Origin of the sequence: Azospirillum sp. A29 (assembly GCF_042604625.1) — a bacterium.
GTDB lineage: Bacteria > Pseudomonadota > Alphaproteobacteria > Azospirillales > Azospirillaceae > Azospirillum > Azospirillum palustre.
Window position 1 is genome coordinate 1,160,005 of the sequence record NZ_CP170460.1, and the last position, 25,255, is coordinate 1,185,259.

At 67.5% G+C, this 25,255-nt stretch carries 21 protein-coding genes; 16 read left to right on the forward strand and 5 right to left on the reverse strand.

The features are described from left to right. Positions 1–30 precede the first annotated feature (30 nt). From ABNQ38_RS05120 to ABNQ38_RS05130, 3 genes are all read left to right on the forward strand, one after another. Entirely contained in the window at positions 31–1,656 is a 1,626-nt protein-coding gene (locus ABNQ38_RS05120; protein ID WP_377806023.1) for a class I adenylate-forming enzyme family protein, read from the forward strand. A gap of 69 nt (positions 1,657–1,725) precedes the next feature. Beyond that, entirely contained in the window at positions 1,726–2,496 is a 771-nt protein-coding gene (locus ABNQ38_RS05125; protein WP_377806024.1) for an enoyl-CoA hydratase/isomerase family protein, read from the forward strand. Between the two features lie 172 nt (positions 2,497–2,668). Further along, on the forward strand, positions 2,669–3,664 hold the full coding sequence (locus ABNQ38_RS05130) for an MDR family oxidoreductase (RefSeq protein WP_377806025.1): 996 nt from the start codon (positions 2,669–2,671) through the stop codon (positions 3,662–3,664). A 269-nt stretch (positions 3,665–3,933) separates the two neighbouring features. On the opposite strand, the gene ABNQ38_RS05135 is transcribed toward ABNQ38_RS05130, so the two are convergent. Beyond that, positions 3,934–5,238, reverse strand: coding sequence for a glycoside hydrolase family 3 N-terminal domain-containing protein (locus ABNQ38_RS05135; RefSeq protein WP_377806026.1), 1,305 nt, complete (start codon positions 5,236–5,238; stop codon positions 3,934–3,936). Then, complete coding sequence (gene creD, locus ABNQ38_RS05140; RefSeq protein ID WP_377806027.1) at positions 5,235–6,518, reverse strand: cell envelope integrity protein CreD; 1,284 nt, start codon at positions 6,516–6,518, stop codon at positions 5,235–5,237. Before creD ends, ABNQ38_RS05135 begins: the two co-directional genes overlap by 4 nt. Positions 6,519–6,748: 230 nt before the next feature. On the opposite strand from creD, the gene ABNQ38_RS05145 reads away from it, so the two are divergent. The 5 genes from ABNQ38_RS05145 (at position 6,749) to ABNQ38_RS05165 (ending at position 12,079) form a co-directional block, all read left to right on the forward strand. Continuing rightward, positions 6,749–7,441 (forward strand): response regulator, encoded by a 693-nt coding sequence (locus tag ABNQ38_RS05145; protein WP_377806028.1) that lies wholly within the window; start codon positions 6,749–6,751, stop codon positions 7,439–7,441. After that, complete coding sequence (locus ABNQ38_RS05150) at positions 7,438–9,063, forward strand: sensor histidine kinase (protein ID WP_377806029.1); 1,626 nt, start codon at positions 7,438–7,440, stop codon at positions 9,061–9,063. Before ABNQ38_RS05145 ends, ABNQ38_RS05150 begins: the two co-directional genes overlap by 4 nt. A gap of 113 nt (positions 9,064–9,176) precedes the next feature. Then, positions 9,177–10,076, forward strand: coding sequence for an ABC transporter ATP-binding protein (locus tag ABNQ38_RS05155; protein ID WP_377806030.1), 900 nt, complete (start codon positions 9,177–9,179; stop codon positions 10,074–10,076). Then, positions 10,073–10,834: an ABC transporter permease gene (locus ABNQ38_RS05160; protein WP_377806031.1), complete on the forward strand. Its 762-nt coding sequence runs from the start codon at positions 10,073–10,075 to the stop codon at positions 10,832–10,834. The genes ABNQ38_RS05155 and ABNQ38_RS05160 overlap by 4 nt, the downstream gene beginning before the upstream one ends. Positions 10,835–11,012: 178 nt before the next feature. Then, a protein-coding gene (locus tag ABNQ38_RS05165) for an IS630 family transposase (RefSeq protein ID WP_377806224.1) occupies positions 11,013–12,079 on the forward strand; the annotation gives its coding sequence in 2 pieces (ribosomal slippage) (positions 11,013–11,498 and positions 11,501–12,079; 1,065 coding nt in all). Positions 12,080–12,108: 29 nt separating this feature from the next. Here ABNQ38_RS05165 and ABNQ38_RS05170 read toward each other — a convergent pair. Beyond that, positions 12,109–12,558, reverse strand: a complete 450-nt coding sequence (locus tag ABNQ38_RS05170; RefSeq protein ID WP_377806032.1) for a hypothetical protein — start codon at positions 12,556–12,558, stop codon at positions 12,109–12,111. A gap of 314 nt (positions 12,559–12,872) precedes the next feature. Further along, on the reverse strand, positions 12,873–14,633 hold the full coding sequence (locus tag ABNQ38_RS05175; RefSeq protein ID WP_377806033.1) for a winged helix-turn-helix domain-containing tetratricopeptide repeat protein: 1,761 nt from the start codon (positions 14,631–14,633) through the stop codon (positions 12,873–12,875). Positions 14,634–14,726: 93 nt separating this feature from the next. Between ABNQ38_RS05175 and ABNQ38_RS05180 the strand changes: the two genes are divergently transcribed. From ABNQ38_RS05180 to ABNQ38_RS05195, 4 genes are all read left to right on the forward strand, one after another. Next, the gene (locus tag ABNQ38_RS05180; protein ID WP_377806034.1) at positions 14,727–15,479 is read left to right on the forward strand and encodes an SDR family oxidoreductase; all 753 of its coding nucleotides are present in this window, start codon (positions 14,727–14,729) and stop codon (positions 15,477–15,479) included. Positions 15,480–15,562: 83 nt separating this feature from the next. Beyond that, positions 15,563–16,009, forward strand: a complete 447-nt coding sequence (locus ABNQ38_RS05185; RefSeq protein ID WP_377806036.1) for a carboxymuconolactone decarboxylase family protein — start codon at positions 15,563–15,565, stop codon at positions 16,007–16,009. A 101-nt stretch (positions 16,010–16,110) separates the two neighbouring features. Further along, positions 16,111–17,250, forward strand: a complete 1,140-nt coding sequence (locus tag ABNQ38_RS05190) for an HlyD family secretion protein (RefSeq protein ID WP_377806037.1) — start codon at positions 16,111–16,113, stop codon at positions 17,248–17,250. Continuing rightward, positions 17,247–18,884, forward strand: coding sequence for an MFS transporter (locus ABNQ38_RS05195; protein ID WP_377806038.1), 1,638 nt, complete (start codon positions 17,247–17,249; stop codon positions 18,882–18,884). The genes ABNQ38_RS05190 and ABNQ38_RS05195 overlap by 4 nt, the downstream gene beginning before the upstream one ends. 90 nt (positions 18,885–18,974) lie before the next feature. Here ABNQ38_RS05195 and ABNQ38_RS05200 read toward each other — a convergent pair whose 3' ends face one another. Further along, positions 18,975–19,502 carry an integrase core domain-containing protein gene (locus ABNQ38_RS05200; RefSeq protein ID WP_377806039.1) on the reverse strand — a complete coding sequence of 176 codons (528 nt, stop codon included), beginning with the start codon at positions 19,500–19,502 and terminating at the stop codon, positions 18,975–18,977. A 220-nt stretch (positions 19,503–19,722) separates the two neighbouring features. On the opposite strand from ABNQ38_RS05200, the gene ABNQ38_RS05205 reads away from it, so the two are divergent. The 4 genes from ABNQ38_RS05205 (at position 19,723) to ABNQ38_RS05220 (ending at position 25,245) form a co-directional block, all read left to right on the forward strand. After that, entirely contained in the window at positions 19,723–20,892 is a 1,170-nt protein-coding gene (locus tag ABNQ38_RS05205) for a hypothetical protein (RefSeq protein WP_377806040.1), read from the forward strand. Between the two features lie 592 nt (positions 20,893–21,484). Further along, complete coding sequence (locus ABNQ38_RS05210) at positions 21,485–22,843, forward strand: lysine N(6)-hydroxylase/L-ornithine N(5)-oxygenase family protein (protein WP_377806042.1); 1,359 nt, start codon at positions 21,485–21,487, stop codon at positions 22,841–22,843. Beyond that, positions 22,843–24,150, forward strand: coding sequence for a lipase family protein (locus ABNQ38_RS05215; RefSeq protein WP_377806043.1), 1,308 nt, complete (start codon positions 22,843–22,845; stop codon positions 24,148–24,150). The genes ABNQ38_RS05210 and ABNQ38_RS05215 overlap by 1 nt, the downstream gene beginning before the upstream one ends. Positions 24,151–24,192: 42 nt before the next feature. After that, positions 24,193–25,245, forward strand: a complete 1,053-nt coding sequence (locus ABNQ38_RS05220) for a GNAT family N-acetyltransferase (protein WP_377806044.1) — start codon at positions 24,193–24,195, stop codon at positions 25,243–25,245. Positions 25,246–25,255: the final 10 nt, after the last annotated feature.

The following is a 25,255-nucleotide window of genomic DNA, read 5'->3' on the forward strand; positions in this document are numbered from 1 at the left end:
CCAGGGGCCCTATTACCCAGGGAAAATGTGATGTTCTCAGATTTCCGCAGGGAAGAACCCGATGCTCTCGCCCGCCGCCTGGAGGCGATGACGCTTCCGGATTCGGTGTATGACCTGCTGCTGACCACCGCCACCCGTGTTCCGGCGGCGCCCGCCTGGCGCTTCCTCGACGATGGGGTGGAGCGGAGCTGGGGCGAGGTTCTGGCCAGCGTCGATACCGCCGCCGCCGCGCTGTCCGCGGTCGGCATCGGACCGGGCGTTCATGTCGCGGTGATGGCGTGGAACCGCGAGGAGTTCCCGATCACCTGGCTGGCGCTGTCGCGTCTCCAGGCGGTGATGGTGCCGGTCAACGCCACCTACACCGCGCGCGAGGTCGAGTATGTCCTGAAGACCTCGCTCGCCACCCACATGGTGCTGGAGGCGGAGTTCCTGCCGCATCTGGACAGGCTGGAAGCGGTGAGGCTCGATCCCTCGCACGTTATCGTGATCGGCGATGCGGTGTCGGACCATCACCGCAACTGGCGGGTCCTGATGGACGAGGCCCGCGGCCGTCGGGCTCCGGCGATCCCGCGGTCGATGGACGCCACGCTGAACCTCCAATACACCTCGGGCACGACGGGCTTCTCGAAGGCCTGCATGCTCAGCAACGAGTACTGGCTGTGTCTCGGCATCAGCTCGACCGAGTTCTTCGCCACTGACCTGCACCGCTTCTATGTCGGCTCCAGCTTCTTCTACATGGTGGGGCAGCGCATCCTGCTGAACGCCATGGCCAGCGGCGGCTGCGCCTTCTTCCCGCGCAAGCCGGGCGCCAAGCGCTTCATGCCCGACGTGTCGGCGCTGGATTGCGATTACTGCGCCCTGTTCGAGATGGTCTACAAGCAGCCGCCGCGCGCCAGCGACGCGGACAACAGGCTGAAGATCGCCACGATCTTTGCCTTCGGCCCTGAAAGCCACGCCGACTTCCAGCGCCGCTTCGACGTATATGGCCAGGAATTCTATGGCATGACGGAGATCGGCGGCGGCAGCTATGTCCCCGCCCATCGTCTGCCGGAAATGACCGGTTCGGGAAGCTGCGGCGTGGCCGCACCCTTCCGCAAGCTGATGGTCGCAGGCGAGGACGGCAAGCCGGTTCCGACCGGCGAAACGGGCGAGCTGTGGGTTCGCGGCCGCGGCATTCTCAAGGGCTATTTCGGCAACGAGGACGCGACGGCGGACGCCTTCACCGACGGGTGGTTCCGCACCGGCGACCTTTGCCGGGTGGATGCCGGCGGCTACCACTACATTCTCGGCCGTACCAAGGACATGGTCCGCCGCATGGGCGAAAACATCGCGGCGCGCGAGGTCGAAGTGGTGCTGCGCACGCTCGACGAGATCCAGGACGCCGCCATCGTGCCGGTGCCCGACGATTACCGCGGCGAGGAGATCAAGGCCTATATCCTGCTGGCTCCCGGCGCGTCCCCGGAGACCTGCACGCCGGAGTTCATCGCCGATCACTGCTCCCGCCATCTCGCCGGGTTCAAGGTCCCCCGCTACTACGAGTACCGCGACAGCTTGCCCCTGACCGACTCCCAGCGGGTTCAGAAGAAGCACCTGATCGCCGAGAAGCCCGACCTGCGCGTAGGCTCCTATGACCGGCAGGACAAGGTCTGGCGCTGACGCCATCCCATCCCATTCCCATCGACCCAATCCGAAAAGGCCAGCCGGCCTTCAATGAGGACCATTGCCATGCCCGAAATTTCCACGCGGACCGAGGGCGCCATCCGCATCCTGACCATCTCCAACGAACGCAAGCGGAATGCGTTCGAAGGGTCGATGGCGGCGGACTTCCTCCGGCTCCTGAACGAAGCGGAAAGCGATGACGCCGTGCGTGTGATCGTGGTCACCGGGGCCGGGGACATCGCCTTCTCCAGCGGCCATGACCTGAATGAGATCGCATCCGGAGCCCACGCCGAAACCAACCTGGGGGAAGAGCCCTTCCTGCGCCCGCGCAGCATGCACAAGCCGGTGATCGCGGCGGTCAACGGCCATTGCTATGCCGCGGCCCTGATCTTCGCGGTGAACTGCGACCTGCGGGTGGCGAGCAGGAATGCGTCCTTCGGTTCGCCGGGGGCGCGTCTCGGCATGCTGCCGGAGGGCGGCCAGATCGGCCGTCTGCCGCGTCTGATGACGTCGGCTCGGGCGCTGGAACTGATGTTGACGGCGAACCCGCTGTCGGCCGACGAGGCTTACCGGACCGGCTTCATCAACCGGCTGGCCGAAAAGGGCGAGGCATTGAGCGAAGCCCTCACCCTGGCGGGCGACATCGCCAGGAATTCCCCGTCCGTGGTCGCCGCGATCAAGGCCGGGGTGATCCTGGGGGAGGTCGAGGGGGTTGAGGCCGCGACCGCCTATGAGGCGACCGTCGCCCGTCGCCTGGAGAAGGAGGCCGACGCCCACGAAGGCGTCAGCGCCTTCCTGGAAAAGCGCCCGCCGGTGTTCGGCGGCAAGCAACGATAGGCCGGGAGGGCGGAAGGCCGCAACGGCAGGTGCCGACAGCGGTGCTCCCCATGGTCAGGCCGCCGGATGGCGCCTATGTTCACCATGATCCGCTGTCCCGGCATCGGCTGCCTCCCGTTCGACGGCGCCGTGCTCATCCAGAATTCTCTTTATCGCGGGGAGGGTCCCAACCATGGCCGAGAACTTCAAAGCCTTCGTGATTGAAGATGTCGACGGTAAGCCCAAGGGCGGCTTCACGACGCTGACGCTCGCCGACCTGCCGGACAACGATGTGCTGGTGGAGGTCGCTTACTCCACCCTCAACTACAAGGACGGGCTTGCCGTCTCCGGGAAGGGCAGGATCGCCCGCAAGCTGCCGATGGTCGGCGGCATCGATCTGGCCGGCACCGTGATCGAGTCCCGGTCCCCCGAGTGGAAAGCCGGCGACAGGGTGGTCGCCAACGGCTGGGGCATGTCGGAAACGCAGTGGGGCGGCTACACCCGCTTCCAGCGCTTGAAGGCGGAATGGCTGACCCGCCTGCCGGACGTTTTTTCGTTCGAAGAGGCCATGGGCATCGGCACCGCCGGCTACACCGCCGCGTTGTGCGTGGACGCGTTGGAGCGGTGGGGCGCCGTTCGTCCAGGCGGCAAGGAGGTGCTGGTCACCGGAGCGGCCGGCGGGGTCGGCTCCGTCGCGGTGGCATTGCTCGCCAAGAGTGGCTATCCGGTGGTGGCCTCCACCGGTCGGCCCGAGACGCACGACTATCTGCGGGGGCTCGGCGCCACCGGCTTCATCGACCGCGCGGTGCTTCTGGAAAAAGGCGCGCCTTTGCAGAAGGAGCGTTGGGCCGGCGGCATCGACTCGGTCGGCGGGCAGACGCTGGTCAGCGCGCTGTCGCAAACCATGTGGGGTGGGGCGATTGCCGCCTGCGGCTTGGCCGGTTCGTCCGACCTGCCCGGTACGGTCCTGCCGCATATCCTGCGCAGCGTCGCACTTCTCGGCGTCGATTCGGTGATGGCACCGCAGCATCTCCGCGACGCCGCCTGGAAACGTCTGGCCCGCGACCTGGACCGGACGGCATTGAAGGCGATGTACGAAGTGCAGCCCTTCGACGCGCTGCCCGATCTGGCAACCCGGATTCTCGCCGGACAGATCCGTGGCCGCGTTGTTGTCGACGTAACCCGTTGACGCGGGTTCCAATGCAAAACCTGACGGCCGCCGGGAAAGTCTTTGAGACGTTGGTGCAAAGAGGCCGGGCTGGTGGCGGTCGGGAGGGCGGGCGTACCTGCTCGGAAGTACGGGGAGCGCGCGGCGCGCCACAGCATGGGTCAGCCGCGCAATGCATAGCAGATGATTTTCCGTGATACCCGGCAGATGGGCATCGCACCGTCAGACCGCGAGGCTTTTGACAGAGCAAGGTGCTCCAAGTTCCTCGGTGAGAACCCCACCAATTCCGTCTACCGGACCAGCGCGAGATCACGGTTCATCGGTCCGGACTGCCCGGAGCCTTGCACGCGACTGTCGCTCGCCGTCAGCATGGCCTGATCCAGCCGGCCATGCTTCCCGGCGTCCATGGCACAGGACATGGCCCGGTAGAACTGGCTGCCGTCGAGCGCGAACAGCAGAAGATCGACGCCGGCGTTGAGCGCCTCGACAACCGCCCGGCACAGACCGTACTGATAGACCGGCGTCATGACCATGTCGTCGGTGACGATCAGGCCGTCGAACCCCCAATCCCGGCGGATCACCCCCTTGATCAGCCGCCGCGAGTGGGAGGCCGGCCGGTCGGGATCGACGGCCGCCACGATGGCATGGCCGACCATCAGAAGGGTCTGCGGATCGCCGGCCAGCACGCGGCGGAAGGGCAGCCAGTCGGTCGCCTCCAAAACCTCGCGCGGTTCGCCGATGACGGCGCGGAAATGGTGGGTGTCGCTTTGCGCCCGACCCAATCCGGGGAAATGCTTCGCCGTCGGCCGGACGCCGCCGTCGGCGACGCCCCTGGCATAGGCCGAGGCGACCTCGGCCACCACCTCCGGATCGTCGGAAATCGCCCGCTGGGCGATGAGGCTGTGGAAATCCAGCGGATCGGGCGGACGGTCGCGACGCAGGTCGAGGACCGGTGCGAGGTTGACCGTTACGCCGACCGATTGCAGGTCCCGCCCATGCGCCTGTCCGAGAGCACGCGCGGCGGCACGGCGCTCGTCGGAGGGCAGGCCGGCCAGCGCCGCCGGGGCCGGGCGATGCGGCAGCCAGGGCGACAGCCGGGACACGATGCCGCCCTCCTGGTCGGCTGCCACCACCAGCGGCGGCAGCCCGGCCCGCCACCGGATCTCCTGCAAATGGCCGATCTCGTCGCGCAGTTCTTCGGCCGACCGTCCAGCCAGATTGTGCCGGGACACGAAAATTCCGCCGATCAGCCCGCGCGCCGCCAGCACCTCGACGTCCTCGACCCGCCGGTAGCCGACGATGAAGTGCTGCCCCAGTTCCACCGCCAGCGGCTCCTGCATCGCCAGGACATGCGCCTTGCGGATCTGGAACACCGCCTCCGCCCCCACCGTGCAGAGCGGCACCGCCAGCCAGAGCAGCGCGAGCATCGGCCGCCGGCCAAAGCCCCTCCGCCACTGGACGAGCAGGCCGCCCAGCCCGGCCGCCGCGATCAGGGGCAGCGACCAGCCCTTGACCGGGGTCAGGTAGGGATCGTGGATGTTGGCGCCGGCGAGAGCCAGCAGCAGGCCGCCAACCCACCAGGCAAAAGCCCTCACGACTCATCTCCCTGCCAATCCACGCGCTGGGTGACGGCCATGACCGCCGACAGGACCAGGAACAGAGCGATCGTCCCCACCAGCAGGGAGTAGTTTTCCAGCCCGATGAGGAGGTGGAGGAAGCCGAACAGGCCCGCCAGTGCCGTCGCGAAGACCAGGGTCGGACCGGCGCGCCGGGTGACCGCCGCAGTGTAGGCCGTTGCCTGGACCAGGACGAGTGCCGCGCTGATCCAGTAGCCGGCGACATAGTCGAACGGTTCGGCGAAGGACACCAGCAAAAGGGAGAACAGCGTCATCGACAGCCCGAGCAGGCCATACTGGACGATGTGGATGCGCACGCTGGAGAGAAGCTCGAACAGCGCATAGACCGTGAAGGACAGCACGACGAAGAGACTGGCGTATTTCGAGGCGCGGTTGATCATGCGGTAGGTGGGAACCGCCTCCAGCAGCTCGACGCCGACCGAGGGGAGATACTGGGCTTCGGCAGAGTCCAGCAGCGCCGCGTCGGAGCGGAGCGGCGGCCTGGAATAGTCGGAGACATTCCACCGCGCCTCGAAGGCATCGGCGGTCACGGTCGGGTCGGACGGCAGAACGGTGCCGACGAAGCTCGGCGTCGGCCACGGCGCCTTGATGGCCGCCGTCGCCTGCCGGCCGTCCAGGGTCTGATGGAAGGCCCCGGTGCCGCGCAGAGTCACCGTCGCCTGGAACTTCATTTCTACACTTGCCGCGGGGGCCGCCGTCATCGTCGGACGGGCGGCCAGCGCGGCGCCCCAGCAGTCCTCGGCGCGGGCGACCAGCTCCTGGCACCCTCGCCAGGGGATGGTCTCCCCGTTCCAGACCACGCGATCCTCGGCCGTCATGCCGGCCAGCCCCGACACCTGGAGCAGGAAGACGCTGTCCTGCCAGGAGATGGAGCCGCCGCGCCCAACCAGCTTCTCGAGGCTGGACGCGGACGGGACCGCGAAGCTGCCGGTCATCTCCAGCGCCGCGGTATAGACGGTCGCGGAGAACAGGCCGCGCTTCTTGCGTTCGGGCGCCAGGGCCGCCTGCGTCGCCAGGGTCGCCGGCGCGATCTTCAGGTAACCGCGGGTCTTGCCGTCGGCGGCGAGATAGGGGACCGCCAGGACCGGCGTCCGCACGGTCTGTTCCGGACTCCAGCTCCGCGCCAGTTCCTCCTGCATCTCGGCCTGCCGGTCAGAACGTTCGCCGATGATGCCTGAGACCGGCAGGCCGGCGATGAGGGTCACCGCCAGAAGCAGGACGATCTGCAGGAACTTCACGGACTGGCGGTTCCGGCGCGCGGGTGGGAGGCTGGCTCCCGCCATTGCGGGGCCAAGTGAGGAAGCAGGTGGGGAAGCGGGCGGCACGGTCATTCGGACACTCCACGAGGGGATGGGAAACAGGCCCACAGCGTGGCGGCCCGGCATGCCGCGGCGATGACGCGGCCGTGCAGGCGGGAAGGAATCTCCGTGCAGAACTTGTGCAGATTATCGGGTAGGGTTGCGCTGCCATGACCAAGATCCTGCTGATCGACGACGATCCCCACATCCGCGACATCGTCCGCTTCGCCCTGAATCGGGAGGGCTTCGCCGTGGTCGAGGCCGGGGATGGCGTCCAGGGGCTGGCGCTGGCCCAGGCGGACTCCCCCGACCTGATCCTGCTCGACATCGGCATGCCCGAGATGGACGGCACCGAGGTCTGCCGCCGGCTGCGCCGGGACAGCCGGGTCCCCATCATCTTCCTGTCGTCGCGCGACGACGAGATCGACCGGATTCTCGGCCTCGAACTGGGGGGCGACGATTACGTCACCAAGCCCTTCTCGCCGCGCGAGCTGACGGCGCGGGTCAAGGCGGTGCTGCGGCGGACGGTCCCGCCAGAGCCCGCGGTGCAGGAGGTGCCGGACCCGGTCCTCCGCCACAACCGCCTGCGCCTGGACCTGGACGGCGTTCGCGCCTTCTGGGACGAGACGGAGGTGGTGCTGACCGCCACCGAGTTCGGCCTGCTGCGCACCCTCGCCGACCGGCCGGGCAAGGTGTTCAGCCGCGACGCCCTGATGGACGGCGCCTATGCCACCGAACGCTATGTCGCCGACCGCACGGTCGACAGCCATATCCGCCGGGTCCGGGCCAAATTCCAGGCGGTCGGCGGCACTCCGGTCGAGACCGTGCATGGGCTGGGCTACAAGCTGTCGGACTGCCGATGAGGTGGCCGTCCGGACGGCGGCCGTCGATTGCGACGGTTCTGCTGGTGATGACGGTGGCGGCATTGGTCCTGCCGCTGAGTGGCCTGTGGATCCTCCGTCTCTACGAAAGCGCCCTGATCCGCCAGACCGAATCCGAACTGATCGCCCAGGCCGGGGTGGTCGCGGCCTTCTACCGCGACGCTTGGCGCCGGGCCGGCGGACGGGCGGAGGAACTCGGCCCGCCGGTCGATCCGGCCTGGACACGCCCGCCGGGCTTCGATCCGCCCTGGACGCCCCGCTTCGCCAGCCTCGATCTGGCCGAGGATCCGATCCTTCCCCCCGCCCCCGATCCGGTCCCGGCGGCAGCGAGCGACCCGTCCGCCGCCATTGCCGGATCGACGCTCGGCCCGATCCTGCGTGAGGCGCAGCGCATCACCCTGGCCGGCATGAGGGTCACCGATCGCCAGGGGGTGGTCGTCGCCAGCACCGGCGAGGAGATGGGCCTGTCGCTAGCCCGGCAGGACGAGGTCCGCCGCTCCCTGGCCGGCGAGGCCGCCAGCGTCCTGCGCGAACGCACGAGCCATGACCGCCCCGGCCAAGAGAGAACGGGCTACCGGTCCGGTTCGGACAGCCCGGCCGTGCCGGACCGCAGCCGGTCGGTGCGGGTCTTCACCGCCCAGCCCGTGCTCGACGACGGGCGCGTCGTCGGCGTGGTGGTGGTGTCGCGCACGCCGCGCAGCATCGCCGACACCCTCTACGGCAAGCGCTGGCACCTCGCCGGGCTGGCGGTGCTGCTGCTGGTGTCGGTGGGCGTGCTGGCGCGGCTGGGGACGGTCGCCATCGCCCGCCCACTCAGGGCGGTCACGGAGCTGGCGAAGCGCACGGCGGACGGCGAACGGGGCGTGATGGTCCCGCTGCCCCGCCCGGTGGTGCGCGAGGTCGCCGAACTGTCGGACGCGCTGACCCGGATGGCCAGGACGCTTGAGGAGCGGGCCGACTACATCCGCGACTTCGCCGCCCATGTCTCGCACGAGTTCAAGACTCCGCTGACCACCATCCGCGGCACCGTCGAGCTGTTGCGCGACCATATGGACAGCATGCCTCCCGAAGACCGCGACCGCTTCCTCACCAACATGGACGCCGAGGCCGGGCGGCTGTCCCGCCTCGTCCGCCGCCTGCTGGAGTTGGCCCGTGCCGACGTGATGACCGTGACCGACGATGCGGTGACTGACGCCGTTCCGGTCGCCGCCCGTCTGGCCGAGCGCCATGGCGCGGATACGTCCCTGCCGGCGTCGCTGCCGGTCGCCATGGGTCAGGAGTCGCTGGAAAGCGTTCTGGCGAACCTGATCGAGAATGCGAGGCACCATGCCGGCGCGGATGCGCGGGTGACCGTCACCCTGCGGGCCGAGGGCGGGCGGGCGATCCTGCGGGTCGCCGACGACGGGCCGGGCATCTCGCCGGCGAACGCCGACCGCGTCTTCGTCCCCTTCTTCACCACCGCGCGCGACCGCAGCGGCACCGGTCTCGGCCTCACCATCGCGCGGGGGCTGGTGGAGGCGCATGGCGGAAGCATCGCCCTGCTGCCCTCCGAACGCGGCGCCCTGTTCGAGGTCGCCCTGCGCCGGGTCCTACCACTCAGGTAAAATTCCGCCGGGCGCCGCACGGCGCTATGGTGGCCCCGCCCTGGTGGCGTCCGCAGCCGGGAATTGGCCCCAAGCCGAGGAAAGATATGCAGCCTATAATTGAGATTCGTGGGTTGAAGAAGACCTACGCATCCGGCTTCCAGGCCCTGAAAGGAGTCGATCTCGACATCCGCCGCGGCGAGATCCTGGCGCTGCTCGGTCCGAACGGTGCCGGCAAGACGACGCTGATCAGCATCGTCTGCGGCATCGTCCGGGCGACATCGGGCAGCGTGACGGTGGACGGCCACGACATCCGGCATGACTGGCGCGCCGCCCGGTCCCTGATCGGTCTGGTCCCCCAGGAACTGACGACGGAATCGTTCGAGAGCGTCTGGGCGACCGTCAGCTTCAGCCGGGGCCTGTTCGGCAAGCCGCCCAACCCCGCGGTGATCGAGAGGATCCTGAAGGATTTGTCCCTGTGGGACAAGAAGGACACCAAGGTCATGGCGCTGTCCGGCGGCATGAAGCGGCGCGTGCTGATCGCCAAGGCGCTGTCGCACGAGCCGCGCATCCTGTTCCTGGACGAGCCGACCGCCGGTGTGGATGTGGAGCTTCGCCGCGGCATGTGGGAGATGATCGGGCGCCTGCGCGACAGCGGTGTCACCATCATCCTGACCACCCACTACATCGAGGAGGCGGAGGAGATGGCCGACAGCATCGGCGTGATCTCCGGCGGCCGGATCGTCCTGGTGGAGGAAAAGGCCGCGTTGATGCAGAAGCTGGGGAAGCGGCAGCTGACCCTGCAATTGCAGAGCCCCTTGAACGCCATCCCGTCCGAACTCGCCGACTATCCCCTGACCCTGTCGGAGGGCGGGCGGGAACTGGTCTACAGCTTCGACACGCAGCAGGAGCGCACCGGCATCGCCGGACTTCTCCGCAAGCTGGGCGACCACGGTATCACCTACACGAACCTGCGCACCGAAGAGAGCTCCCTGGAGGAGATCTTCGTCAATCTGGTGAGGGAGCGGGCATGAACATTCATGCGATCAAGGCCATCTATCTCTTCGAACTGGCCCGCACCTGGCGCACGCTGGCGCAGAGCATCGCCGGCCCGGTGATCTCCACCTCGCTGTATTTTGTCGTCTTCGGGGCGGCGATCGGCGGGCGTTTCGCATCGATCGAGGGCGTCAGCTACGGCGCGTTCCTCGTCCCCGGCCTCGTCATGATGTCGGTGCTGACGGAAAGCGTGTCGAACGCGTCCTTCGGCATCTACATGCCACGCTATTCCGGCACGATCTACGAGCTGCTGTCGGCCCCCGTCTCCGCCTTCGAGACGGTGATCGGCTATGTCGGCGCGGCGGCGACCAAGTCCCTCATCCTTGGAACGCTGATCCTGCTGACGGCGCGGCTGTTCGTGGATTTTTCCATCGCCCACCCGGTCTGGATGGTCGCCTTCCTCGTGCTGACGTCGGTGACTTTCAGCCTGCTCGGCTTCATTCTGGGCATCTGGGCCGACGGCTGGGAAAAGCTTCAGATCGTGCCGATGCTGATCGTGACGCCGCTCGCTTTCCTGGGCGGGAGCTTCTATTCGATCAACATGCTGCCGCCATTCTGGCAGACGGTCACCCTGTTCAATCCGGTCGTCTATCTGGTCAGCGGCTTCCGCTGGAGCTTCTACGGCGCCGCCGACATGCCCGTCGCATTGAGCCTCGGCATGACCGCCCTGCTGCTGGTGATCTGCCTTGCCGTCGTGTGGTGGATTTTCCGCACGGGCTACAAGCTGAAGAACTGACCGGCCTTGGCTGAAGCAGGCAAGGAGAAGGCCCCGGCGGGTGAACCGCTCGGGGCCGGGGCCGTGGGCCGATGTCGGGGAGGACTGATACCGGCGAGCGGAGGGGCTGACTCACTGCGGGGCTTCCCAAGGCGAATGAACCATGATTCGATTCCCCGTCCATGAGGGGGAGAATCGCATGCCAGCGGCGTTGCCGATCCGGGAAGACCTGAGTGCCGGTGAATTGCGCACCCTGGCGCGTCGGGAGGGCAAGGGGCGGGTGGCGGCGCGGATGTTCGCCATCGCTCATGCCCTCGATGGGGTGAGCCGGGCGGAGGCGGCACGGCTGGCGGGTATGGATCGCCAAGCCCTGCGCGATGCGGTGGTGCGCTACAACGCTGAGGGGGTGGCCGGGCTTTACGACCGCCCGCTCCCTGGCCGGCCAGAATGGCTGAGCGACGGCGAGCAGGCGACGCTCAAGGCCATCATCCTCGCCGGCCCCGATCCCAAGCGGCACGGGTGCGTGGAGTGGACCCTGCCGATCCTGTGCGAGGTGATCGCCGAGCGCTTCGCCAAGACACTGCATCCGGCCAGCCTGTCGCGCATCGTGCGCCGGCTGGGTCTATCGAAGCAGAAGACGCGCCCTCGCCACCCGCAGTCCGACGCCAAGGCACAAGCCGCGTTCCAAAAAAGGGGCTGCGCGAAGCGCTGAAGGCTGCTGCGGCCGCGCACCCTGGGCGACGCCTCCAACTCTGGTTCCAGGATGAAGCCCGCATCGGCCAGAAGGGCCGCACCGCGCATCGCTGGTGGGAGCGCGGGCAGCGTCCCGCCGGGCTGTGCGACAAGCGCTTCACCTCGGTCTACCTCTACGCCGCCGTCTGCCCGGCCAGCGGCGCCGACTTCGCGCTGGTGATGCCGACCGTCTCCATCATCGCCATGAGCCTGTTCCTGGACGGCTTCTCCCGAAGCCTGGAACCGGACGTACAGGCGGTGCTCGTGCTCGATCAAGCCGGCTGGCACGGATCACGGGCGCTGGTCGTGCCGGACAACGTCACGCTGGTACCCCTGCCGCCATACAGTCCCGAGTTGAACCCCGTGGAGCGCGTCTGGCTGTACCTGCGCGAGCGCTTCCTATCCCACCGGCTACTGCACGACTACGACGCCGTCGTCCAAGCCTGCTGCGACGCCTGGAACGCCCTCACCGCCACGCCAGGGCGCCTACGCTCCCTAACCAATTACCCATGGTTAACATGTGTCAATGCTTAGGCTCGCCGGTATGAGACGTGACCCGGTGCTCAGCGCTGGCGGACGAGGGCGCCCTGGCCGGCGGAGTTGCCGATGCCGGCGGCGAGGTTCTGCACGTTGGCGAGGTTCGGGGCGCCGAACGGCGTCCGGCCGCCGGAGCGCTGGAGCACCGTCACGCCCTGCATCGCCGAGTTGCCGATGCCGGCGGCGGTGTTCGACACGTTGGCGGCCGAGCCGCCGGGGAACAGCCCGCCGCTGCGCTGGCCGACCAGCACGCCCTGGCTGGCGGTGTTGCCGATACCGGCGGCGAGGTTCGAGACGTTCGCCGCGTTCGGACCGCCGAACAGCCCGCCGCTGCGCTGCATCGTCGTGACGCTCTGGGTCGCGCCATTGCCGATGCCGGCCGCGGTGTTCGACAGGTTGGACACATTCTGCGCCATGGCGGGGGCGGCGAGCAGGGCCAGGGTGGCGAAGCCGGCGAGCAGGGAGGTGCGGATCATGGTGTGGTCTCCTGGGTGGGGCCGGTGCGGTGCATCCGGCGGGTTGTCTCGATGACATGACCCTAGCCGACCCCGCCCGCCGCCGATGTGAGCCGGACCACAACCGGCCGCATCTTTCACCACGCTCCAGAAATCAGGATCGGCGCCTTGCCCCGTCTTCCAGTTCCTCCTGAATGGCGTGTGCCAGATCCTCGATGAGACCGTCGCAAAGCTGGGGGAGGATGGTACGGCGCGTCCGGCAAGCAGCGGCCGGCCGGAAGCGGCGGGTTGTGACGCAAAGCTGCATCTGTGGAGGCTTCAGACAGGGGCCGAGTTCACTCGGGCAACCCAGCCAGTCTCAATCCCTCCGCAAACCGCGTGAGATCCTCGGGACGGTGGATCGGCAGCCACTCCTTGAGAGTGGACACGCGCAAGGTCGGGTCCAGCGCGCGCAGCCCGCGCATCGCCTGCCGCGCGTCCTCCATCCGACCGGCGAGCGCGTGGCTCGCCGCCGTCAGGGCGATGGCGACCAGCAGGCCGGGCAGGTTTCCCAACGCCTTGTCCGCCCACACCGCGGCGCAATCGTAGCGCCCGGCGAAGAAATGCGCGAGCGCCGTTCCCGCCTGCATCCGGAACATCTCCGGATCCAGCGGGCTCAGGCGGGCGGCATGGGCGAAATGCTCGCCCGCGCTTTCCGTTTCACCGCGGAAGGCGCGCAGGTAGCCGCCGAGGAACCAAGCCGGGGCGAAATTGGGGTTTAGCAGCACGGCCCGGTCGATAAGTGCGATGCCGCCATCGAGATCGCCGGCGAAGTGACCAAGCGCGTGCCCGGCTCTCGTCAGGGCGACCGCGTCGTCGCGGCCGAACTCCACCGCCAGCCGCGCCAGCCGCACCCCCTCGGCGATCTCCTGGGGCCGGTCGGTCATCCAACCGTTCACCTTGCGCCAGAGATGGCACCAGGCCGCCCCGCCATAGGCCGACGCGAATTCCGGGTCGAGTTCGGTCGCCTTGTGGAACAGGGGCAGCGCCGCATCGATCGCCTCGCGGGTTCCGCTGTGCAGCTTTGCCATGCCGCGGAGATAGTAATCGTAGGCACCCAGGCTTTCCGTCGGCTTGCGCTTGGCGCGCTCGATCTCCGCCCGCTCGAGCTGCGGCGAGATCGCGCCGACGACGCTTTCGGCGATCCGGTCCTGCAGTTCGAAAAGATCATCGAGCATGCCCTCGAAACGCTCCGCCCAAAGATGCGTCCCGCTCGTCGCGTCGATGAGCTGCCCGGTGATGCGGACTCTGTTCCCAGCCTTGCGGATGCTGCCTTCGAGCACGTAGCGGACGCCCAGCTCGCGGCCGACGTCCGTCACATCCACCGCCCGGCCCTTGTAGGCAAAGCTCGAGTTGCGCGCGATGACGAACAGCCAGCGGAAGCGCGACAGGGCGGCGATGATGTCCTCCACCACGCCGTCGGCGAAATAGTCCTGCTCGGGGTCGCCGCTCAGGTTCTGGAAAGGCAGCACGGTGATCGAGGGCTTGTCCGGCAGGGCCGGTCCGGGCGGTGCCTCCCCCCCTTCGCCGGTTGCGCGGCTGGCGATTTCCGATCCGCCGGGCTGGCGTGTCTCCCCAGTTGCGTCGCCTTCGATCGTACCGACGAAGCGGAACCCCTTGCGGGGGACCGTGCGGACCAGGCGCTGCTCGTCGCCGCTGTCGCCGATGGCCTTGCGGACCGCATTGATGTGGCTGGTGATGGTCGATTCCGAGACGATCCGTCCGTTCCACACCGCCTCCAGCAGGTCGTCCTTGCTGACGACGCGGTCGTGGTTGCGGACGAGATACAGCAGCAGGTCGAAGACCTGCGGGCCGACACCCACGACCTGCCCGCGCAGGGTCAGTTCCCGGCGCTCCTGGTCGAGCACACACTCTGCGAACGTAAACCGCAAGGTTGCATTCTCCCCGGGGCCGATCCCCCTGGCTCCCTGTCCGGGGCGACGGGCGAACGATACGTGCCAGTGATAGCACAGCGGCGCATTGCCGGCTGCACCGTTCGCATCAAGGCGCGTCGCATGGCTTCCTTGGACGGAAAAGCAAGCGTTCTTGAAGGACAATCCAAGCCCGCCGCAAGGACTTCCCCGGCACGCCCAGGCACTCTTCATCCCATCGGCGGCGCTGGTTCCCGCCGGGAAATGCGGAGAGACCCCATGAAGATCGTCGTCATCGGAGGCACCGGCCTCATCGGATCGAAGCTGGTGAAGACGCTACGCGAACGCGGCCACGATGCGCTCGCGGCCTCCCCGAAGACGGGGGTGGACACCATCACCCGCGAGGGTCTGGCCAAGGCGATCGACGGCGCCGATGTCGTCGTCGACGTGGCGAACGCGCCGGTGTGGGAGGACAAGGCCGTCCTGGATTTCTTCGAAACCTCGGGCCGCAACCTGCTCGCCGCCGAAGCGGCCGCCGGCGTCCGCCACCACGTCGCCCTTTCGATCGTCGGCGCCGAACGGCTTCCCGACAACGGCTATTTCCGGGCGAAGGTCGCCCAGGAAAGCCTCATCAAGGCGTCCGGCATTCCCCACACCATCCTGCGCGCCACCCAGTTCTTCGAATTCGTCGGCGGGATCGCGCAGTCGGCCACCGTCGGCGGGGAGATCCGCCTGTCGCCGGCGCTGATCCAGCCGATCGCCTCCGACGACGTGGTGACGGCGCTCGCCGACGTCAGCCTCGCGCCGCCGGTCGGCGGCACGCTCGAAGTCGCCGGTCCGGAGGCGATTCCGCTCGACGAGCTGGTCCGGCGCTTCCTGCTGGCGACGAAGGACGCGCGCAAGGTCGTGCCGGACATCCACGCGCGCTACTTCGGCGACGTTCTCAACGATCAATCCCTGACCCCCGGCCGGAACCCCCGCCTCGGCACCATCCGGTTCGAGGACTGGCTCGGCCGGCAAACCGCGCACTGAAGGACTTCGAAGACACCCCCGCGGCGGCCATGGGCCGGCGAAGCGGGAACCGCAATCGATCATATCCAGGAAAGGCAAAGGACATGGCACGCTTGGCTTGGCACGAGGTCGCGCCCAATGGCGCCAAGGCTCTGTTCGGCGTTCATCACTACGTCACGAAGAGTACCAACCTGCCCGAGGAACTCATCCACCTGGTGTTCCTCAGGGTTTCGCAGATCAACGGCTGCGCCCACTGCATCGATCTGCACAGCCGTGACCTCCGCAAGACGATGTCGATCGACAAGGTCACATTGGTGCCGGTGTGGGAGGAGGTCCCGCACCTGTTCTCCGATACGGAGAGCGCGGCCCTGGCCTGGGCCGAGGAGGTGACCCGTGTCAGCGAAACCCACGCGTCGGACGCCGCCTATGCGGCGGCATCGGCGGCGTTCGAGCCGAAGGATCTGGTCGATCTCACCATCGCCATCGCCGCGATGAACGCCTTCAACCGGCTGGGTGCCCCCTTCCGTCTCCCAGTGGCCGCCCAGGCTTGAGCAGATGCGGAGGGGAGCGGCAGTGATCGGCGGCCGCTCCCCTCGGGCGTCAGCCCGGGCTCGGCGGTGGCGGCCGGTCACAACCAACAGGGAATGAGGGAATGGACAGGATCGAGGGCAGGGGAGCCGCCGTCGCCGACGTGAGAGTCGCCGACGCAAGCGTCACCGGCGACCGTTCCGTGGTCGGCGCCGCCGCGGCGCCCCCTGGCAAAAGAAGGACGGCGGGCGTGCTGCTGTGCCTCGGCGCCGTGCTGGCCACGGCGGGCGGATGGATCTGGGCCGGTTCGACCGGCGGGACGGCGACCGACAACGCCTATGTCCGCGGCGACGTGACCTCGCTCGCCCCCAAGGTTTCCGGCTATGTCATGACCGTCGAGGTCGAGGACAACCAGACCGTCATGGCCGGCGACGTCCTGTTCCGGATCGATGACCACGATTACCGCGCGCGGCTTGCCCAGGCGGTGGCCAACCGTGACGCCGCCCGGGCCAGGCTTGCCGACGTCGATGCGGAGACCCGGCTTCAGCACGTCCTGATCCGGCAGGCCGAAGCCCAGAGACGGTCGGCCATGGCCGAGATGACTCTCGCGGCCAAGGCCTACGACCGCCGCCGCGAATTGATCCGCGGCAACGCCGTCAGCCAAGCCAACCTCGATGAAAGCGACGCAGCGCGCTTGAAAGCCGAGGCGGGCGTGTCGGCCGCCACGGCGACGGTCGAGGCCCAGCAGCAGCGCCTCGCCGTGCTTGCGGCGCAGCGCGATGCCGCCGTCGCCGCCGTGGGGCAGGCCGAGGCCGCGCGTGACCTCGCCCGGATCGATCTCGACAGCACCGTGGTGCGCGCGCCGGTCGGCGGCGTCATCGGCAACCGCCAGGTTCGTGTCGGCCGCCTCGTCGCGCCGGGCGCCTCCCTGCTCGACATCGTTCCGGTCGACGATGTGTGGGTGGTGGCGAACTACAAGGAAACCCAGCTCGAACACATCCGGCCGGGGCAGCGCGCCCGCGTCACCGTCGACGGCTATCCGGACGGGGCGCTCGACGGCGTGGTCGACAGCCTTGCGCCCGGCAGCGGGTCCGCCTTCAGCCTGCTGCCCGCGGACAACGCGACGGGGAACTTCGTTCGCGTCGTCCAGCGCGTGCCGGTGAAGATCCGCCTTGTCGGCAACCCGTTGCCCGGCCGCCTGGTGCCCGGCCTGTCGGCGCGTGTCGAGATCGCCCGGGGAGTCGTCCAGGGAGGCGACCGATGACTGCAACTCCTACCGCTGCCCCCACCGCCGCTCCCACCGCCACGCCGGTCCGCGACGGGGTTGCGGCCGAAATCCTCCTCGTCGCCGGCATCCTGCTGGCCACACTGACGGAGGCGGTCGCCGGCACCGTCCTGTCGCTCGGGCGTGGTGACATCATGGGCGACACGCATGCGACCCCCGACGAGTTCGCCTGGCTGGACATCGGATACACCACGCTCAAGCTCATCGGCTTCATGGCCGCCCCCTGGCTGATGACCCGCGTCCCTCCGCGCGGCGTGGTCGTTGCTTCGACCCTGGTCATGGGCATGGCCTGCGGCATCGCTGCCCTGACCGACCGGTTGGACCTGCTGGTCGCCCTTCGCACCATCCAGGGCTTCGCCGGCGGCACCCTGCTCGTCGGGGCACAGGCGATCCTATTTCTCGCCTGCCCCCGGTCCCGTCAGCCGGTCCTTCAAGCCCTGTTCGCCATGGGAGCCGTCGTTGCTCCCGCGACCATCGCCCCCGCCTTCCAGGGGTGGCTGCTCGACAGCCAATCCTGGAGCTGGGTCTTCTTCAGCGTCGTTCCGCTGGCCATGGCGGCCGCGGGACTTCTGCTGATCGCCGACGGGCCGATGCCCGCCGCGGCCGCGCCCCGTCCCTTTGATGGGTTCGGCTTCGCCCTGATCGCCGTCGCGTTCTTCTGCGTCACCTGCATCCTCAGCCAGGGCAGCCGGTGGGACTGGTTCGAGGAGCCCTGCATCCTGTGGCTGGCAGTGACCGGTGCAGCCGCCCTGCTAGTCTTTCTGGCCCAGCAAGCGTCGATGAAAGGCCGGGGGCTGCTCAATGTCTCCCCCTTCGCATCGGACGCCTTTTCCTTCGCCTTCATCGTCAGCTTCGTCGCCGGAGCCGCCCTGTTCGGAAGCGGGTTCCTGATTCCATCTTTTGTCCTGTCCGTTCTCGCCTTCACCCCCACCGAGGCCGGTCTGCTCCTGTTGCCGAGCGGCGCGCTTTTCGTCGGCTCGCTCCTGATGGCCGCTTTTCTGATTCAGGTCCGCCGCGTCCCCCCGTTCGCGACGGTGCCCTTCGGCATCCTGGCGATCATGGCCGCCATGTGGATGCTGTCAGGTTCGACCGCCGAGAGCGGCGCCGGCGATATGATGGCGACGATCCTGCTGCGCGGCCTGGGCCTTGGCCTGCTGTTCCTGTCAATCACCCTGATCGCTTTCGGCACCCTCGACCGCTGGAATTTGGCGGCCGGAATTGGCCTCTTCAACATGGGGCGCCAGCTTGGTGGTCTGATGGGAGTCGCGGCGCTCCAGACTCTGATCGACCATGACGTCGCGGCCAACGCCGCGGTCCTCGGTACCCACGTCACCGCAGGAGTCCCCATGTTCATCGAGCGGCTGACGACCACCGCAGCCGCGCTGACGGCGAAGGGGCTGGAGGCGGCGACGGCGAGCCGGGCCGCAACGACCCTTCTGGGCCGGTCCGTGACGGGTCAGTCCACGGTGATCGCCTTCGACACGGCGTTCAACGCCGTCGCCCTGCTCTTCGTCATCGCCGCCCCCGCGCTGATCGGCATCAAGATCGGCCTTTCCCGCCGCAGGATGGCGCGCGCGGCGCGTTTTCGTCGCGCCGGCACTGAAGCCCGATAGCCGATGTGGTCGCCCGCTGGCGGGCTGATTGAGCTGGTCCCCGTTTCCCGGACAGATTTGCGGCTGAAATAAGCTTGGCTCTGGTTCCTGTTATGCCGCCAATCCGATCTGGTTCGGTGTGCCCTCGCAGGCCTCTGCCGGGGTTCTGCCGGCGAGCGCGGAGTGTGGGCGGTCGGCGTTGTAGTAATCGATCCAGCGGCCGATCCCGACCCTGGCCTCGCTGCCGGTCTCGAAGGCGTGGAGATAGACGCACTCGTATTTCATCGATCGCCGCAGCCGTTCGATGAAGACGGTATCCATCCACCGGCCGCGCCCGTCCATCGATACCCGGATGCCGGCAGCGGTCAAGAGGCCGGTGAAGCGCGGGCTGGTGAACTGGCTGCCCTGATCGGCGTTGAAGTTTTCCACCTCTCCCTGATGGCTGGTTCCGGCGGCTTCCGCTTTGCCGGAGAACACACCAGCCATTCCATCCATCGCCTGCTTCTTCCAAGCGTTGATCAGCGTCTGATGCACGCCGTGCTTGGCCACCAGTTGCGACACCGTCAACTCGCCCCGGATCGCCTCCAGCGCCACCTTCGCCTTGAACTCCGCAGAATACCGCTTCCGTTTCCCCGTCATCGGGTCCGTCCTTCCTCGTGCCGAACCAAGCTTATCCGACTGTCCGGGAAACAGGGACCAGCTCAGTTTTTCCGCGACCTGTTAGGACTCCAGACATGAAAAAGGTGCCACACGGGCACCGGATTGCGGTTATCGCTCCCAATGCAGGGGCAGCGTACCGGAAGGTGGAACTAACGATTAGGCTCTGGTAAGCGTTGGTCACACACTCTGAGGTAGCGCGATGTTCGAAACGCCTGATCAAATCAAGGAAGCTGTAACCCAAGCTGCCACGCATCATCGTACGGGACGGCTTTTGGAAGCAGAGCGTCTATACCGCTTAGTCCTCCAGGCCTCTCCCAATAACTCCGCTGCCAACCACAATCTTGGCACGATGGCAGTCCAATTGGGCAAACCTAGCTATGGGCTTCCTCACCTAAAGGCCGCTCTGGCAGCCGACCCTGCAGAACTGCGTTATTGGCTTTCATATGCCAATGGCTTGTTGGCTGCAGGGCGCGACGGAGAGGTCTGTGAACTTATTGAGCAGGCGCGACAAAGCGGCATCGTAAGCAAAGATTTGGATGCCATTGGACACCGCGCAAATCAGCGGGACGCTGCCCTGCAAGCTGCGGCGACGGATATCAATGACCTTCTGCCGCTTTATGCACCTTCGTCCGCCGGTGACCCTCGCTCACTGGCGGGACTGGCTGCGCAAGGAGCGGGGCTGATGTTTCCTCTTCTCGCACAGTTGGCAAGGCGAAAAGGGCTGGACGACAACGTCGATTTGCTTAATGCAGATGTAGAAGAAATCACATCCCTGAGTGTTGAAGGTTCTTCGGCTGACAAGCTGAAACCGCTCTTCGACTTCTACGGCAGCGACAAGGCGCGCGCTCATAACTACCATCATGTGTACGGGCACATTCTACGGAACCCGGAAGCAGTTACCGCACTGCTTGAAATCGGTCTGGGCACGAACAACGTCGATGTCGTGTCACACATGGGGCAAGCGGGACGGCCCGGCGCTTCACTCCGGGCGTTCCGCGACTTTCTCCCCAACGCGCAGATTTATGGCGCAGACATTGACAAGCGGATCCTCTTTGAAGAGGAGCGTATCAAAACATTCTTTGTCGATCAGACTGATCCCAGCTCCTTCGCAGCATTGGGAACCATCGTTGCTGATCGCCTCTTCGACCTTATCATTGACGATGGGTTGCATAGCCCGTCCGCCAACATCACAACAATGCTATTTGCACTTGATCGCCTGAAAATCGGTGGATGGTTTGTTGTGGAAGACATTGCACTCAGGTCAGTTCCCGTTTGGGAAGTGGTGCGAGCACTATTGCCTGAAGGGTACAAAGCTCACCTATTCCGCTGCCAACTCGCACATCTATTCGCAGTCCGACGAGATGTATAAAGGTTGCGGGCGCGACCAGTCGGCCGAGCCCGCACACCCAGGTGATGGGGGCTTGGAGTGTTGTCGCGGGATCAGGGCCAGCTGGCGGCGATGTCCACAGCGAGCTTGCAGCTCGTCCAACGGAATGGGCATGCGTTCGTCATTGAGGTTTTCGACGGCTTTATGGATGGCTTTGTGAAGAGCGTCGGCTGAGCTGGTCCCTGTTTCCCGGACAGCTTGGCGGCCGCAATAAGCTTGGCTCTGGTTCCGGTCTCCGCCAAAGCCGACGCCGCCAGTTCGGCACTGAGCCAGCGGCGGGCGAACTGCGCCGGGTTTCCCGGAACTGCGGCCCCCCAGGGTGGACGCTGCCACCATGGCGATTTGTGCAGCAAAGCGGCTCGGATGCGAAAGGGCCTAAATTTCAGCGGGGTGCGTTCGTCGTCTTTCAAGAATCCGGAAGGAGGCGGCGGTCGGCTGATGTCGGTCGGCATCCGGCTGGAGCCCCGCCACGCCATCGACCGGCACGACCGGCACGGGCAGGAGCAGGACCGGCCCATGCGTCCGGCAGCCGTGGCGGCGTTTTTGGGATTCTCAAACAGGGGACGACAATTCCATGACTCAGTTCAGCCTCTCCGAAAAGCCCCTGGACCTTGCCGGGATCGGGTTCGGGCCTTCCAACATCGGGCTGGCGATCGCCCTCGAAGAACAGGCGGAGCGTTCCGGACGGGCGCTGGACGCGGCCTATTTCGACCGGCAGGCCTCCTACAGCTGGCATGGCGGCACGCTGGTCCAGCAGAGCGATCTGCAGATCTCCTTCCTCAAGGATCTGGTGACCCTGCGCAATCCGCAGAGCCCCTACAGCTTCGTGAACTATCTGCACCGCAAGGAACGGCTGATCGATTTCATCAACATCGGCACCTTCTATCCCTGCCGGATGGAGTTCAACGACTATCTCTGCTGGGTGGCGTCCCACTTCTCCGATGCCTGCCGCTACGGCACGGAGGTGGTGCGCGTCGAACCGGTCGTCGACAGGTCCGGCGTCATCAGCATGCTGGATGTCGTCACCCGCGGCCCCGACGGTATCGAACGCGTGCGCCGGACCCGCTCGCTGGTGGTCGGCACCGGCGGAACGCCACGCATCCCGGCGCTGTTCGCCGGGCTGAAGGACGATCCCCGTGTGTTCCACCATGCCGACTATGTGCAGCGGATCGCCACCCAGCCCTGCGTCGCCGGAACGCCGATGCGGATCGCCCTGGTCGGTGGCGGGCAGAGTGCCGCCGAGGCCTTCATCGACCTCAACGACAGCTTCCCGTCGGTGCGGGCCGACATGATCCTGCGCTCGGCGGTCCTGCGTCCGGCCGACGACACGCCCTTCGTCAACGAGATCTTCGCGCCGGCCTACACCGATGTGATGTTCAACCTGCCGGAGGACGAACGGGCGCAGCTGATCCGCGACTACCACAACACCAACTATTCGGTGGTCGATGCCGAGCTGATCGACCGCATCTACGGCATCCTCTACCGCCAGAAGGTGTCCGGCGTGCAGCGCCACGGCTTCCTGTGCCGGCGGCAGATCGAGGCGGTCGCGTCCGACGGAGCCGGCATCGCGCTCACCCTGCGCGACCTGTCCAACGGTGTCATGGAGGAAATCCGCTATGACGCGGTGGTCCTGGCGACCGGGTACGAGCGCAACTCCCACCGTCGGCTGCTGGAGCCGCTGGGCGACCTGACGGGCGACCTGCGGGTCGACCGCGACTATCGCGTCAATACCGACCCCAAGCTGACGGCACCGATCTTCATCCAGGGCTTCTGCGAGGAGACCCATGGGCTGAGCGACACGCTGCTGTCGGTCCTGCCGGTCCGGGCGGCGGAGATCGCCGCCGCCCTCTACCGCGATCTGGCGCCGGCCGACGGCCGGTCCCGGCGTCAGTCGGGGCCGACCGGGCTGGTTGCCGGCGCGTTGAACCGCTGATGGGCGCGACGATGCGGGGCGGGTGCGCCGGGCTGTGGCTGCTGTGCATCCTGTCCGCCGTCTGTGCGGCCGGGTCGGCAGCCGCCGCGGCGGACGATGCCGCGGCGAAGGCCTCCGATCTGGCTGTCCATGCCTCCGCACGGGGCTCGGTGCTTGAGGTGGCGACGCTGGCGACCTACCGGCGGGATGCGATCGAGGCCGGGCTCGGATCGCACGCCGGCTTCATCGGCCGGCCGCGCTGCGACGTCACCCTGTCGCGGGTGACCTATGCCACCATCGGGGTGCATGGCGAACCGGCGACCGCCTCGGCCATGCTGCTGTTGCCCGGCGGTCCGGATTGCGGCGAGCCGCATGACTTGCTGGGCTGGGCACAGGGCACCCAGACGCGACGGGACGCCAGTCAGGCCGACGACACGCTGGCGGCGGGCGACAGCCCGCTGCTGACCTTCTACGCCGCCCGCGGCGTCGCGGTCGCCGCCACGGACTATCTCGGGCTCGGCCGCTCGGACTATCCGTTCCATCCCTACCTGCATGCGGAGAGCGAGGCATCCGCCATCGTCGATGCACTGCGCGCCGCGCGCAGCGTGGCGAGGGAGGCGCGGATTCCGCTGTCCGGGAAGGTGCTGCTGGCCGGCTATTCCCAGGGCGGGCATGCGTCGATGGCGGCCCAGCGCACCATCGAGCGCGACCATGCCGGCGAGTTCCACCTTGCCGGAACGGCACCGATGTCCGGTCCCTATGCGCTGGAGCAAACCTTCATCGACGGCTGGTCGGCGACCGGGCCGGCGGGGCCGAACGGTCTGGCAACGGCGCTGTTCGCCTATGCCGTGATGGCGATGCAGCGCGTCTACGGCAACATCTATGCCTCGCCCGCCGACGTGTTCCGGTCGCCCTTCGACGCCACGGTCGAGGGAGTCATGCCGGGCCGCCTCGACATCTTCGATGTGCTCCGGCAGGGAGTGCTGCCGCCGGGACCGGAGATCGCGCGGCTTCGCCAGGACGGCTTCACACGCTCCTTCGACGATCCGCAGGCGCCGTTCCGCCGCGCCCTCGCCGGCAACGACCTGCTGGACTGGACACCGCGCGCGCCGATGGTCCTGTGCGGAGCCGGGCGGGATGCCGTGGTGCCCTTCGCCAACACCCTCGCCGCCAAACGGCTCTTCACCGGCCGCGGGGCGGCTGTCGAGGTCCTGGACATGGATGACCGCATCCCGGCCGAGCTGGATGGAGTGTCAGTCCACACCAGCGCCGCCGTCTATCTGTGCTTCGGGGCGACCCGCGACCGGCTGCTCGCCCTCGCCCGATGAAGGGACGGCGGCAGCGGGCGCCAAGAACTGGAATCCGCCACCATGACATCATCCCATACCCTGCCTTTACCCAATGGCCGCCGGCTGACCGCCGAAACCGGATCCGGCGGTCTGCGCCTGTCCATCGACGGCAGTCCGCTGCTATCGGTCGCCTGCGAGCCGATCGAGGGCGGCTTCGTCCTTGCGCCCGACCTCGTCGGCGAACGTTCCGCTCCGCTTCCAGTGGATGCCGCCTGGGCGGCGGCCTGCTGGCTGTTCACCGGCGACCCGGCCTGCCGCCGTCTTGTCTGGCGTGGCATCGAGCCCGACCCGGCATCGCTGCGATCCGGCCTGCTGCTCGCCGATGGCGGAGGTGGCGCCATCAGCCGGCGCGACGCCTTCTGGCAACTGCCCGGCCCCTGGCTGCGCCATCCGGGCACGACCGGCTATCCGGCCATTGCGCAGGGGGATGGGGTGCAACTCCACCGGCCGCCGAAGCCGGCGGGGGAGTTGTACCGCCGGTTCGATCCGGCGCTCGGCCTCTGGATTTCGCTGCGCAGCCTCGACATCGACGCCGATCTGGAGCGCTTCAACCGTTGGCAGAACAACCCCCGGGTCCTCGCCTTCTGGCAGGAGGGCGGCGACCTCCTGCGACACCGCGCATATCTGGAGGGGCTGGCGGCGGACCCGCATGTCCAGACGCTGATCGGCTGCTTCGACGATGAACCCTTCGCCTATTTCGAGGCCTATTGGGCGAAGGAGGACCGCATAGCCCCCTTCTGTGCGCCGGGCGACCATGACCGTGGCATCCACATGCTGGTGGGGGAGGAGCATCACCGCGGACCGCACAAGGTCCGTTCGTGGCTTTCGGCGCTGGTGCACTGGATGTTCCTGGACGATGCCCGCACCGGCCGCGTGGTGTCGGAGCCGCGGGCCGACAACGCCCGCATGATCGGGCACATGCAGTCCCTGGGGTTCCTGCGCGAACGGGAGTTCGACTTCCCGCACAAGCGCGCGGCGCTGATGGTGCTCGACCGCCGTGACTTCTTTGACCGCTGCCCCGGCCTGTCGGAGCGGTCGACGACGGCCGCCGCGCACGAAAATTCGTACGTATGAAAGATTCCCC